Raw genomic sequence first — 13071 nt, 5'->3', positions numbered from 1 at the left:
GCAGGTTGTATGCTCGCTTGTAGCGGCATACAACCTGCTATTTGTTTTATAAGCGGAAGCTAACCCTTGCTAAGTCGCTCCAGTAAAGCATCGCCTTTTGTATTCACCTTGATGTATGCGTACTTGGCATTTTGTTCCGTTTCAATGCCTGTACCCTCGGCTACAAAAAAGGTTTCAATGCCATAATAGATGCGCCCCCAACCACTGATGGTTCCGTTGATCAGAACTTCCGTATCCGCGAGCTTTTCATCATGCTTGTATAAGCGATCCAGCATGTATACGCCGTTCTCATCTGGTCGCAGTACGGCTTTAATACGGACTAGGCTATCATGTGTCTCTAATTCGTTCTTGACCGCTTGCGATGGTGTGGAAATGCCATAGCTTAATGTAACATAGTCTCCTTGAAGCATAGATCTAGGATCAACGGGCTCTATTTTTAGTTTAACGGAAGTACCGTTAGCCAGTAATATTTCACTCGCAGCTACATGGTAGCCGACATAACCAAGCTGCAAAGCGATAAGGATTGCAATGAGAATGGGACTCTTTTGAAATAAGTTGCTCTGTTTGCCCTTCTCTTCCGGTATACGCGCATGGGAGCGATAAGCAAAAACATAAGTAATAATGATCGCTAGTATGCCCAGAAGGGCTAGCGTAATGGATTTGTGTAAGAGTGTCCAAAATAAATCATAATATTTGTATGCAATAAATAGGAACCAGAATACCAAGCTGATTACGGCTTCTATTGCTTGATTGCGGCGTACAAATACGAACGCCAGAATAGTTACGAGTATGAAGTTTATGATGTTGAACAGCTCATTCGAATAAGGGAAAATATTGCTCATAAAGGTAAGCCAGAACATAAAGAGCAGGGTAAAGAAAAATCCGCATTCTCTAATATGATCTCTCAAAGCCCCTTCACGAAGCAAGAAATGACTCTCATAAAACAGAGCATTCATAATCGCTAGAATGAACACAATAATGGACTCGGCATGATTAACGGTTTCGAACAGATTAAACAAGATAATCGAGATATTAATATTAATAAGTGAATAGGTGAATAGATGCTGAGTGCGTCCTTGCAATCTAAACCAGCCTGCTGTCGTCACGATTAGAAACAGGACCGATAGAAGGAGGGTGTCCGTCCATAGGATGGATACCATTCCTGCGGTATAACCAATTGTAAGGATCGTATACCGAACTGCCGGATTGATCCGAGGCAGGAATATCATTGGAATAATGAACAGCAATGCTATAACGTAAAGCAAATGCTGCGGTTCGACCTCGCTGCTGGCAAGGAAGACAAGACCGATAAGGGAGACACTGCCGATAAAGACGCCGAGGATCGTAATAATCATGGACACGATATTCCCAGCCAGCACGCCTTTATGTTCATCTTGAGATTTTTCATTCTCGTGAGCATCATTAGAAGCATGTTGTTTTCCAAGCTTGTTTACATAACGGAAGAACCATACATTTCCCGTCAGCAGCAGGGCTACAAATAGCAGTCCCAGTATATAAAAGCCTGAAGAAGCGTGATGGACCAACAGTTCAATGAATTTGCATACAGCGTAAGCTGTTGCTGCAAGCGCATTGAGTGTAAGGATTGTTTTGTTCAATCGAATGCGGGCAAAATAATAAAAGCCGAACGCAATGGCGATAATAGCGGCGCTATTAGTCAGCAATTTATATCCAGCTTCATCAAATGAAAAGGATAGAATGATTAAGGAAAGATGGAATATGACAAAGCTGATCGCCTTAAGCGGCCGCGATGAAAGCCATTTTGCTTCAATAATAACGAATAGAAGTAGATTAAGAAGAGCGAATAAAGCGCCAATCATCAAAATCTGCCCTTCCGAATGAGAGATGCTTAAGGAAGTTGGGAAAAAATATTTCCATAATGTGAGATGGATCAGCGTATAAGCCAAAATATAAAATGGATTATAACGGGTAATCACTGCGAATAGCAGAGCAGGAATGGACCAAACTAGAAATAATTCATACGTATCAACCTGCGCATTGTAGATTTGGTTAAGTAAGGCAACGGCTGCACCAAACGAAATACATCCTCCTACTAGAAAAATAGCCGAGAGAAAAGAATGATGGCCTAGCATGATTTTCATTTTAGAAAAAAGAAAGGAAACACCGTAGAACAGGACCATAATGCCTGCTGAAGCAAGAATTTTATCCGCACGGCTGAGCCCCGTCCAATTTGCCGCAAAGAAATAGATGATAGCTGCGAGCAGCAGGGATACACCCATTAGAAAACCGACGCGTGTAACATTTAATCGGAGCATTGCATTCACTCGCTTTCATGTTGGTATGTCTTGATTATAAAGACCGTTCCTATAACCAACTAGTACCCACTTTTTATAGTACCTAATGGGCGAAAGTGGATATTATTTTATTATGACCAAAACTATATGCGGTTAATGACGGCAAATGCGTGTTATTATGCTATTCTTAATGAAATACGAAATGAAGAGCCAGAACCCAGAAGGCTCTACCAATACAAGCAGAAGAGGTCTATACATGAGCGAGAAAAATTTTAAAGACTATTCATTAAGTGATGAGATTGTAAAAGCGTTAGAGAGTCTGTCTTACGAGACACCGACAGAGGTGCAAAGTCAGGTTATTCCTGTCGCATTGCAGCGCAAGGATCTCGTTGTCAAATCGCAAACAGGCAGCGGTAAGACAGCAGCCTACGGCATTCCGCTTTGCGAGCTGGTGGACTGGAATGAAAATAAGCCTCAGGTGCTCATTTTGACGCCAACAAGAGAGCTTGCGCTTCAAGTAAATGAGGACATTACGAACATCGGACGATTCAAGCGGATTAAAGCAACTGCCGTTTATGGCAGACATCCCTTTCATATTCAAAGAGCAGAGCTTAAGCAAAGAACGCATATGGTTGTAGGTACGCCGGGCCGTGTGTTTGACCATATTGATCGTGGAACGATGAGCTTGGAGCGTATCAAATATCTCGTTATTGATGAAGCGGATGAAATGCTGAACATGGGCTTCATTGAGCAGGTGCAGTCCATTATTCAGAAGCTGCCGAAGGATCGCGTTACGATGCTGTTTTCTGCTACCTTCCCAGAGGATGTTGCTAAGCTTGCGAACAAATATATGAATGATCCGGAACGGATCGAGATTAAGGCTTCTGGGCTTACAACGGCTACCATTGAGCATTCTCTAATTGAAGTGAAGGAAGCGGACAAGTTTGCTTTGCTTCAAGATGTCATGATCGTTGAGAATCCAGATAGCTGTATTATTTTCTGCCGCACGCAAGAGAATGTGGATCAATTATTCAGAGGAATGGCCGATCTTGATTATCCTTGTGATCGCATTCACGGCGGCATGGAGCAGGATGAGCGATTCGAGGTTATGAACGCATTCCGCAGAGGTCAGTTCCGTTATTTGATCGCTACGGATGTAGCAGCACGGGGCATCGATATTACCAATATTACGCATGTTATCAACTATGATATCCCGCTTGAGAAGGAAGGCTATGTGCATCGCACAGGCAGAACGGGACGAGCTGGCAAGACGGGCAAAGCCATTACTTTCATAGCGCCTAAGGACGGCAGACGCTTAGCGGATATTGAAGAATACATCGGCTTCAGCATTACAAGAGTAAAAGCTCCTTCTGAAGATGCTGTATCCCTTCGCAGAGATGATTTCGAGCAAAAAATTAACGTCGGTCCTGTTCTTAAGAAGGATAAACGCGAGCAATTGAACAAACAAATATTGAAGCTGAATTTCAACGGCGGCAAGAAAAAGAAGCTTAGAGCGGTTGATTTTGTAGGTACGATTGCCAAATTAGATGGCGTTGAGGCAGATGATATCGGTATTATTACCATACTAGATCATGTTACGGATGTTGAAATTCTTAATGGCAAAGGGTCTCTTGTACTGGAGCTTATGAAGAATACGACTGTAAAAGGCAAACTGCTCAAGGTTCGTAGAGGCAACAAATCGTAATAAACCATTCCGGCAAAGATGATTTCGGCAGCCTGCCGAGATCATCTTTTTTTTATACCGACATAAGGAGTTTGAGAATGGAAAAGAACATATATGAGATCGTATCTCTTTTGGTGACCGTTGCTGCTCTTCTAGCGGTTATTTCCATCGTTTATAGGAGCTGGAGGAATGGCATATCCCCGATGCCCTCTTCGGCAATCGTAAGGCGCACGGTCATTCAGGAGCTAAGGAGGCTGCCAAGCCGCGGTGTGCTGCTAGAAGCGGGGTCTGGTTGGGGGACGCTTGCTCTTCAAGCTGGCAAAAGCTTTCCCCACAGAAGGATTATCGGAATTGAAAATTCACTTATCCCCATGTGGATATCTTTTATAGCCCAAAAAATCGAAAATAGGGTCAATGTATCGTTTATAAGAGATGATTTATACACATATTGTTACACGAATGTGGATACGGTTGTGTGTTACCTCTATCCGGGCGCAATGAAACGGTTGAGCGCAGTTTTCTATGCACAGCTGGCACCCGGCTCTTATATTATTAGCATTTGTTTTGCATTGCCGGATTGGCAGCCAGAACGTGTAATTGAATGCCGAGATATGTATCGGACGAAGGTTTATGTGTATAAGGCATAGAGAGAGGGAATTACTCGGAGAATGGAAATATTTTTAGGCTAGTTCCGTTTAAACTCTGTTTAAATTGGTGGCGTAAAGTAGGAAACGTGGTGGAGAGAAGAAGAGAGAAGAGAAATATAGAGAAAGAGGAGTGAGTAAATCAATCATGCCCAATAAAAAAAATAGTGTGCGGCGCTTCATTGGACTCATTATGGAGACGAATCCTCCAAAGCTGCTGCTGTCGATTGCAGTCATTCTTAGTGTAATAACAACATTAGTGAGTCTTACCATACCGTTATTCACAAAAAATCTCGTTAACGGATTTTCATTTGGCTCCTTAAGCACGAGTCAAATCATATTGATGGCTATAGCTTTTATTGCTCAGGTTGTGTCAGGCGGTTTATCCGTGTATTTCCTGCATTACGGCGGTAATAAAATAGTAGCGTCAATTCGTGAACGTTTGTGGCGCAAGCTGCTGCGCTTGCCTGTTCCGTATTATGACAGTAAATCATCCGGTGATACAATTAGCCGGCTTACGAATGACACAGCGATTTTAAAGGGCCTGATTACAGAGCATGTAACTGGTTTTTTCACAGGTATCTTATCCATTATCGGTGCCTTGTGCATTCTATTCTATATGAACTGGCAAATGACGCTCATTATGCTTACTGTATTTCCAGTAGCGGCCCTAATAATGGTACCCATTGGTCGTAAAATGTTTGTTATATCGAAAGAAACACAAGCGGAAAATGCCCGTTTTACTTCGGTCGTCAATCGCGTCGTATCCGAAATTCGCCTAGTGAAAGCATCAGGCTCGGAGCCGGCAGAATTTGAGCAAGGACGCACAGGCATCCAAAATCTATTTAAATTTGGTTTGAAGGAAGCGCGTATGCAGGCATTAATTTCGCCGATGGTCTCCTTTGTTATTATACTGCTGCTCGTTTGTTTGATTGGATTTGGCGGCGTACAGGTGTCCTCAGGCGCTATGACTGCGGGTGAACTGGTCGCTTTCATTATGTATTTATTCCAAATCATTCTCCCTATTACGCAAATTTCACAGTTTTTCACCCAATTTCAGAAGGCGATGGGTGCGACAGAGAGTATTATCGGTATTCTAGAAGCTGAAGAGGAACAACAAGATAACGGAAAACCATTAACAGAAATGAATCAGACGCTGGAGATGGAGAATGTTACATTTGCGTATAAGGCGGATGAGGAAATTCTTCGAGACGTAAGCTTGAGCATTGAAGCGGGCAAGGTAACGGCGCTTGTCGGTCCAAGCGGCAGCGGGAAAACAACGTTATTTTCTTTGTTAGAGCGATTCTATTCCCCTACAACAGGCTCAATCAAAATAGGCGGAACGGATATTCATGATACCTCGCTTCGTTCATGGCGAAGACAAATTGGCTATGTGTCTCAAGAAAGTCCGATTATTGCCGGTACAATCAAAGATAACCTGTGCTATGGTCTCGACCGAGAAGCTAGTGAGCAGGAAATCGAACAAGCTGCTAGAATGGCTTACGCAGACGGTTTTATCGAGGCTTTGCCGGATGGTTACGCAACGGAGGTTGGGGAACGCGGAATTAAGCTCTCCGGCGGACAGCGACAACGGATAGCCATCGCCAGAGCGTTGCTGCGAGATCCTAAAATTCTCATGCTTGATGAGGCGACCTCTAATCTAGACAGCAAATCAGAGGAAGTCGTGCAGGAAGCCTTGAAAAACTTAATGGTCGGTCGTACAACAGTCGTTATTGCACATCGCTTGTCGACAGTGGTAGATGCAGATTCCATCGTGTTCTTAGAGAAGGGTGTTATAACAGGCATAGGAACGCATGAACAGCTCTATGCTTCTCATACGATGTATCGTGAATTTGCAAATGGTCAGCTTCGGATGAACAAGACGGCTTAAGAATGATGAGGAGAGGGATTGCATATGGGCTATGTGATGGTAGTAGATGATGATCCACATATTCGGGAGCTAGTCCGCGTTATTTTAAAGAAGGAGGGACTGAGCGTTCAGGAAGCGGAGGATGGTCAGTCTGCACTGAAATTGATGGAGTCTTCCCCCGCCGATATGGTTGTGCTTGATATCATGATGCCGAACATGGATGGTTGGGAGCTGTGCAAGCAGCTGCGCAGTCAATATGATATTCCGCTTCTGATGCTGACCGCAAAAGGCGAAATGGGCGATAAGGTTAGAGGCTTTAATCTAGGCACGGATGATTATTTGATAAAACCGTTTGATCCTGCCGAGCTAACAGTCAGGGTAAAAGCGCTGCTTAAGCGTTACCGAATCACGATATCGCAGCAGGTAGCCGTTGCTGGGCTGCTGCTCGACAAACAGACGTATGAGGTAAGAATTCTTTCAGAGCCCATCACACTTCCTCTTAAGGAGTTTGAGCTATTGTTCATGCTAGTTAGTCATATCGGTCGGACACTGACGAGGAATCAGCTTATTGAAGGGATTTGGGGCTATGATTTCGATGGCAATGAACGGACGCTGGACGTGCATATTAATCGATTGCGAGAGCGGTTCGTAGTTTGGAAGCTCTCCATTAAAATTAGTACGATTCGCGGACTTGGTTATCGGCTGGAGGAAGTGAAATGAAGAACCAGTCAAAGACGAGAATCGTGCTCCATTTTATAATGAGCGTTACAGTGATGTTCCTATTCAGCGGGTTAGCATTCACCGCGGCCTACTGGCTTTTAAATTGGTTTGATCCCAGTATGGAAGCGAACGGTTTCCATTATGTTAGGCAATTGACTATTTGGGGACTAGGCAATTTAATCATGTTTATTTCATTTGGGTTAGCTGGACTGATTATGAGACCGAGGCAGAAGGCAGCTTGGTATGAAATGATACAAGCGGTCAGAAAAATGGCCAAAGGTGATTTTGATGTAACGATTAAACTAGACAGGCATCAAGGGAAAATTGGAGAATTCGTTCAGTCCATTAATGATATGGCGCAGGAACTGAAGCAGGTTGAGCTTCTTCGCCAGGAGTTTATATCGAATGTATCTCATGAAATTCAGTCTCCTTTGACATCTATTCGGGGTTTTGCGAGTACACTGCAGCGCGAGGATCTTAGTCCAGAAGAGCAAAGGCATTATTTATCTATCATTGAGAAAGAAACAACGCGTCTTTCCAAAATAAGCGATAATCTGCTCAAGCTGACGACCTTGGAATCGGAGCAGCAGGAGCTGGATCGGCGGCTTTATCGTTTGGACCTTCAGCTTGAGAGCATTGTACTGGCTTGTGAGCCGCAATGGCTGGAGAAGGAGCTTGAGCTTGAATTGGAGCTGCCGGAAACAGAAATCATGGCGAATGAAGGCATGTTGAGCCAGGTATGGGTTAATTTGATCCATAATGCAATCAAATTTACTCCCTCTCAAGGGAGTGTAAAGGTTATGCTTAGTGAAACGGAGCATTTCATTCATGTACGAGTTGAAGATACAGGTGTAGGCATCTCCACGGAGGATCAGCTTCGGATTTTTGAACGTTTTTATAAAGGTGATAAACAGCGTACCCGTACAGCGGACGGGAGCGGACTTGGTCTGTCGATAGTGAAAAAGATTGTTGAGCTGCATCATGGCGAGATTGAAGTAGAAAGTCGATTGAAGGAAGGATCGATCTTCGAAGTTCGTTTGCCGAAATCAGCTTCAAAATAAGAATGGAGGAATAGAGCTGGCTTCCAGCTCTATTTTTTTGTATGCGGAGCAATGGGTATATTTAGCTTGAATGAAATGATTGCAAAATTTATATACTTCTCATAAGGAGAGGCGTAAATAAAAGGAATATCGCTTACGCTGAAGCACGGGCATGTAGAACATATCCATGAACTGCCAGTTGCTTCTTTGTTTCAAAACAAGCGTGTATGTGTATTCTTAACTATAACAACACGGCATAAGCAAGACTTTAGCCACACTGAGAGGGGTAGATGAATATGGGTTTTTTATGGACACTAATTGTAGGCGGAGTTATCGGTTGGTTAGGTGGACTAATCGCAGGACGTGATGTACCGGGAGGTATCATCGGCAATATTATAGCCGGCTTCGTAGGAGCTTGGCTCGGTACATTGATTCTAGGCAGCTGGGGTCCAGCGATTGGCGGTTTTGCATTAGTACCGGCAATTATCGGCGCCATCGTGGTTGTTCTTATCCTCACAGCCATTTTACGCAGTACAAGAAAAGCGTAATGGAATTTGTTTTACATCTAAAATAAATGGAAATAAATAAAACCGTTAATGAAGTCGCTTCGTATACTTCATTAACGGTTTTTTTTATGCAAGCAATGAAGTTGATGAAAGAGGTTGGATGCCATGCTTATTCTGCTCGCTGTTATTGTCATTATTTTAGTAATCGCTTTGTTAGTACTATTGTACTATCCTCCTCTTGGGTCGCTTCCAACGAAGAAGAGGAAACAGCTGCTAGCACGCTCTCACCATTATGATAAGGGAAAATTCGTTAATCTTACCCCGACAAAAATGGATTTTTCAGTAGGTCAAAAGCTTAAGATGCTGATACAGTTTATCCGAGGCAATGAGGAATCTAAACCCTCTAAGCCCATTCTGACAGAACGCTTGAGCGAGCTTTACCTAAAAGGCGAAACGCAGCCTAAGCTGACCTGGTTCGGTCATTCAGCAGCACTTTTGCAACTGGACGGCCAAACGCTGCTTCTTGATCCTATGTTCGGAATAGCTCCGTCGCCTTTTCCGCAAATTGGCGGGAAGCGTTTTAGCAAAGGATTGCCGTTTGAAATTGAACAACTTCCAAGCATTGATGCTGTATTGATTTCTCATGATCATTACGACCATCTCGATTATGGCTCTATTTTGAAGCTCAATAAGAAGGTTAAGCGATTTATTGTACCGCTTGGCGTTGCCCCGCATTTAATACGCTGGGGTATTGAAGAAGCTCGAATAGAGGAGCATGACTGGTGGGATGAATTCCAATACGGCGGACTAACCTTGGCGTGTACGCCAGCCAGACATTTCTCTGGGAGAGGCTTAACAGATCGTGATGCGACATTATGGTGTTCATGGGTTATTAAAGGACGTGAAACGAAGGTGTTCTTTAGCGGTGACAGCGGTTATGGTCCTCATTTTGAAGAAATCGGGAAAAAGTACGGACCATTTGATCTGACGCTAATGGAATGCGGGCAATATGATGAACGATGGTCTGTTATTCATATGATGCCGGAGGAGACGGTTCAGGCTCATTTGGATGTAAAGGGAAAGGTAATGATCCCCATTCATTGGGGTGCTTTCGCGCTGGCCTTACATAGCTGGAGAGATCCAATCGAACGAGTACTGAAAGCTGCGGAGCAACATAACGCCATTCTAGCCACGCCGAAAATCGGGGAGACTGTATTTATAGATGGGGCAGCATATCCTTCCTCTCGTTGGTGGCGGTAAGTGATAGCGGCATTCTCATTGATAAGATTATGATTGAGGAGCCGACAAGGTTGTCGGTTTCTTTTTTTCAAATAATTAATTGAAGCGCTTGACAACTATCTTTAATTGTATTATCTTTAATTTAAGATATTTATTCGAATTCAAATAATAAAGCAAGGGAGGAGAAAAGAGTATGACTGAAGATGGAAAGCAACAGAATACATCACTCGATCTCTTCATTGCACTTTCCAGAGCGAGCCAATGGGTGAATGCCCATGCGGACCGAGATATTCGTACACATGGTTTGAACCGCACTGAATTTGGCGTACTAGAGCTATTATTTCACAAGGGACCGCAGCCACTGCAGCAAATTGGCGAGAAGGTGCTGATGAGCAGCGGGAATATCACGTATGTAGTAGATAAGCTAGTCAACAAAGGAATGGTTCGTCGCAGGGCCTCTACAGAGGATAGACGCCTCATTTATGGGGAGCTTACTGACGAGGGACAACAATTTGTTGAAGATGTTTTTCCAGCTCATACCGCCATTATTGAAGCGGCTGCAAATGGCTTGTCGGAGGAAGAGAAGAGGCTTGCAAGTGAGCTGTTGAAGAAGCTAGGAAGATTTGCGCAGGAGAATTACAAGTAGTGATTACGATTACGCTGAGTGATCTTTAAGAATGAATGAAAGCAATTTAGCCATAATCGGCTTTTGCTTCCCAAATATCTTAATTTAAAGATTCTTTAAATCATAATAATTATAAATCATATTTACACATCATATAGAGGTATGAAAGTATCTCGTATAAAATAAGGAGAGTGAATAAAATGATTATGCAAACATCAGGTATTCATCATATAACGGCTTTTGTAAGAAACCCGCAGCAAACGGCAGACTTTTACGCAGGTGTATTAGGCTTGCGATTAATCAAAAAGACCATTAACTTCGATGCGCCAGAGGTCTATCATCTGTATTTCGGAGATGAAGCAGGCAGCCCAGGCACCATCATTACATTTTTCCCTTGGGAAAACTCTCGTAGAGGACGTGTAGGTGGCGGGCAAGTCGGTTATACCACCTATGTTGTGCCCGAAGATGCCTTCTCATTCTGGAAAGCGCGTCTAGAGAAGCTTGGTGTACACTATGAACAAACAGAAAGATTTGGCGAGCAATATTTGCAATTCGCTGATCCTGACGGCTTGAAGCTGGAAATTACAGCTCGCGCTGGCGGCAAAGAAAGTAAATGGTCCTTTGGCGGAGTGCCTGCTAATAAAGCGATTAAAGGTTTTGGTGGCGCCATTCTGTACAGTACAGCACCTTCCAAAACGGCAGATTTGCTGGTTCAAGTGATGGGCCTAAAAAGGGTCGGTCAAGAAGGCCTATATGCACGATTCATAGCGACAGGAGATTTGGGCAACCTGATCGATATCTATATGGAGCCAATGGAGCAGGGAAGCGGCGGTTCAGGTACGGTCCATCACATTGCATGGCGTGCGAAAGATGATACGGAGCATACTGCTTGGAGAAATTTTGTTGCTAAACAAGGTTTTGAGCCTACTCCGATTATTGATCGTCAATATTTCAATGCCATCTACTTCCGTGAGGAAGGCGGCATATTGTTCGAAATCGCAACGGATCCTCCGGGCTTTGCTCGTGATGAAGAGCCGGACAAACTGGGCGAGAAACTGATGCTGCCAGATTGGTATGAAGAGCATCGAGCGCTTATTGAACAAGGATTATCACCATTTGAAATTCGTGTACTCGAGGAGGATAAATAATGAAACATATATTTAAACAAGGGACAGATCTACAGGCACCGGTATTGCTGCTGCTGCACGGAACAGGTGGAACGGAGCGTGATTTGCTTCCACTTGGGGATCGTTTATCACCGACATCATCGGTGCTGAGCGTTAGAGGCAATGTACTGGAGAACGGAATGCCGCGTTATTTCCGCAGACTGGCAGAAGGTGTATTCGATATTGAAGATTTGCTGTTTCGTACGAAAGAGCTGAATGATTTCCTAGATACCGCGGCTATTGAATACGGCTTTGACCGCAATAATATCGTTGCGGTAGGCTATTCTAACGGGGCAAATATTGCGGCAAGCTTGATGTTTCATTACGAAGGAACGCTTAGCGGAGCAGTATTGCATCATCCCATGGTTCCTATCCGCGGCGTAAAGCTGCCTGATTTGACCGGTGTGCCTTGCTTCATTGGTGCGGGTTCCAATGACCACATGTGTACGCCGCAGGAAACAGAGGAGCTTGAGCGCTTATTGAGAGGAGCAGGCTCATCCGTTGATGTGCATTGGGAGCCTTATGGACATCAGCTTACAAACACGGAAGTGGCTGCTGCGGAAGCTTGGTTTAACGAAACCTTTCAAATATAAACAAGGGAAAGATATCTGGGAAGGGGGAAGCAAGGATGGTTTCAATTGATCCAGCGAATCAAAGCGTACAGGACAATTATAAGCTGCTAATTGGCAGTATTATTCCAAGACCCATTGCCTTTGTAACGACGCTCTCCAGTGAGGGTGTAGTGAATGCCGCACCTTTCAGCTTCTTCAATATTGTTACAGCGAATCCGCCGATGATTGCTGTCTCCGTACAACGTCGTGGTGGTGCTCAGAAGGATACAGCACGCAATGCTATTTCCGCATCTGAATTCGTCGTTCACATCTCCGATGAAAGCTATGTTGAAGCAATTAATGCGACAGCAGCGAGCTTGCCGCCGGACGAAAGCGAGGTTGTGTTGGCAGGGCTAACAACCATACCAAGTGACAGCATAAGCGTGCCAGGCATTGCGGAAGCGAGGATCCGAATGGAATGCGTGCTGGAGCAGGCGCTGCAGCTTGGAGGCACAGCGGACGCTCCTGCTTGCGATCTTCTCATTGGACGTGTCGTTCGCTTCCATGTAGACGACAACCTGATTGATAAAGGCCGCATTCATGCTAATGAGCTGAAACCGGTAAGTCGTCTTGCAGGCAGTGATTACGCTAAGCTGGGTGAACAATTTTCAATGGATCGTCCGGAATAAGACGAGAGCCAATATGGTTTTAAACAAAGGAAGAGGACCAGCGAAATACGCGGGTCCTCTTCCT

General features: G+C 44.2%; 12 protein-coding genes. 11 read left to right on the top strand and 1 reads right to left on the bottom strand.

Annotated elements, in window-relative coordinates; genetic code table 11:
• Positions 1-59: 59 nt before the first annotated feature.
• On the bottom strand, positions 60-2294 hold the full coding sequence (locus AC0YOD_RS15805; RefSeq protein ID WP_475800285.1) for a GDYXXLXY domain-containing protein: 2235 nt from the start codon (positions 2292-2294) through the stop codon (positions 60-62).
• Between the two features lie 235 nt (positions 2295-2529).
• Between AC0YOD_RS15805 and AC0YOD_RS15800 the strand changes: the two genes are divergently transcribed.
• The 11 genes from AC0YOD_RS15800 (at position 2530) to AC0YOD_RS15750 (ending at position 13007) form a co-directional block, all read left to right on the top strand.
• Positions 2530-3978 (top strand): DEAD/DEAH box helicase, encoded by a 1449-nt coding sequence (locus AC0YOD_RS15800; protein WP_475800284.1) that lies wholly within the window; start codon positions 2530-2532, stop codon positions 3976-3978.
• Between the two features lie 77 nt (positions 3979-4055).
• On the top strand, positions 4056-4604 hold the full coding sequence (locus AC0YOD_RS15795; protein WP_475800283.1) for a class I SAM-dependent methyltransferase: 549 nt from the start codon (positions 4056-4058) through the stop codon (positions 4602-4604).
• 145 nt (positions 4605-4749) lie between these two features.
• Positions 4750-6492, top strand: a complete 1743-nt coding sequence (locus tag AC0YOD_RS15790; RefSeq protein WP_475800544.1) for an ABC transporter ATP-binding protein — start codon at positions 4750-4752, stop codon at positions 6490-6492.
• A gap of 24 nt (positions 6493-6516) precedes the next feature.
• Complete coding sequence (locus AC0YOD_RS15785) at positions 6517-7191, top strand: response regulator transcription factor (RefSeq protein WP_475800282.1); 675 nt, start codon at positions 6517-6519, stop codon at positions 7189-7191.
• On the top strand, positions 7188-8252 hold the full coding sequence (locus AC0YOD_RS15780; RefSeq protein WP_475800281.1) for a sensor histidine kinase: 1065 nt from the start codon (positions 7188-7190) through the stop codon (positions 8250-8252). The genes AC0YOD_RS15785 and AC0YOD_RS15780 overlap by 4 nt, the downstream gene beginning before the upstream one ends.
• A 275-nt stretch (positions 8253-8527) precedes the next feature.
• On the top strand, positions 8528-8779 hold the full coding sequence (locus AC0YOD_RS15775; protein ID WP_475800280.1) for a GlsB/YeaQ/YmgE family stress response membrane protein: 252 nt from the start codon (positions 8528-8530) through the stop codon (positions 8777-8779).
• Between the two features lie 123 nt (positions 8780-8902).
• On the top strand, positions 8903-9997 hold the full coding sequence (locus AC0YOD_RS15770) for an MBL fold metallo-hydrolase (RefSeq protein WP_475800279.1): 1095 nt from the start codon (positions 8903-8905) through the stop codon (positions 9995-9997).
• Positions 9998-10169: 172 nt separating this feature from the next.
• The gene (locus AC0YOD_RS15765; RefSeq protein ID WP_475800278.1) at positions 10170-10622 is read left to right on the top strand and encodes a MarR family winged helix-turn-helix transcriptional regulator; all 453 of its coding nucleotides are present in this window, start codon (positions 10170-10172) and stop codon (positions 10620-10622) included.
• Positions 10623-10801: 179 nt separating this feature from the next.
• On the top strand, positions 10802-11749 hold the full coding sequence (locus AC0YOD_RS15760; protein ID WP_475800277.1) for a ring-cleaving dioxygenase: 948 nt from the start codon (positions 10802-10804) through the stop codon (positions 11747-11749).
• On the top strand, positions 11749-12360 hold the full coding sequence (locus tag AC0YOD_RS15755; RefSeq protein ID WP_475800276.1) for an alpha/beta hydrolase: 612 nt from the start codon (positions 11749-11751) through the stop codon (positions 12358-12360). Before AC0YOD_RS15760 ends, AC0YOD_RS15755 begins: the two co-directional genes overlap by 1 nt.
• Positions 12361-12395: 35 nt before the next feature.
• On the top strand, positions 12396-13007 hold the full coding sequence (locus AC0YOD_RS15750) for a flavin reductase family protein (RefSeq protein WP_475800275.1): 612 nt from the start codon (positions 12396-12398) through the stop codon (positions 13005-13007).
• Positions 13008-13071 lie beyond the last annotated feature (64 nt).

It is taken from the genome of Paenibacillus sp. J31P13 (genome assembly GCF_056269295.1).
Note: the sequence above shows the minus strand (reverse complement) of the source record. Positions and strands in the feature narration are given on the sequence as shown.

Excerpts from the sequence above, each read along its gene's own strand:
- AC0YOD_RS15805 (WP_475800285.1), bottom strand. The coding sequence starts at position 2,294 with ATGCTCCGATTAAATGTTACACGCGTCGGTTTTCTAATGGGTGTATCC.
- AC0YOD_RS15800 (WP_475800284.1), top strand. The coding sequence starts at position 2,530 with ATGAGCGAGAAAAATTTTAAAGACTATTCATTAAGTGATGAGATTGTA.
- AC0YOD_RS15795 (WP_475800283.1), top strand. The coding sequence starts at position 4,056 with ATGGAAAAGAACATATATGAGATCGTATCTCTTTTGGTGACCGTTGCT.
- AC0YOD_RS15790 (WP_475800544.1), top strand. The coding sequence starts at position 4,750 with ATGCCCAATAAAAAAAATAGTGTGCGGCGCTTCATTGGACTCATTATG.
- AC0YOD_RS15785 (WP_475800282.1), top strand. The coding sequence starts at position 6,517 with ATGGGCTATGTGATGGTAGTAGATGATGATCCACATATTCGGGAGCTA.
- AC0YOD_RS15780 (WP_475800281.1), top strand. The coding sequence starts at position 7,188 with ATGAAGAACCAGTCAAAGACGAGAATCGTGCTCCATTTTATAATGAGC.
- AC0YOD_RS15775 (WP_475800280.1), top strand. The coding sequence starts at position 8,528 with ATGGGTTTTTTATGGACACTAATTGTAGGCGGAGTTATCGGTTGGTTA.
- AC0YOD_RS15770 (WP_475800279.1), top strand. The coding sequence starts at position 8,903 with ATGCTTATTCTGCTCGCTGTTATTGTCATTATTTTAGTAATCGCTTTG.
- AC0YOD_RS15765 (WP_475800278.1), top strand. The coding sequence starts at position 10,170 with ATGACTGAAGATGGAAAGCAACAGAATACATCACTCGATCTCTTCATT.
- AC0YOD_RS15760 (WP_475800277.1), top strand. The coding sequence starts at position 10,802 with ATGATTATGCAAACATCAGGTATTCATCATATAACGGCTTTTGTAAGA.
- AC0YOD_RS15755 (WP_475800276.1), top strand. The coding sequence starts at position 11,749 with ATGAAACATATATTTAAACAAGGGACAGATCTACAGGCACCGGTATTG.
- AC0YOD_RS15750 (WP_475800275.1), top strand. The coding sequence starts at position 12,396 with ATGGTTTCAATTGATCCAGCGAATCAAAGCGTACAGGACAATTATAAG.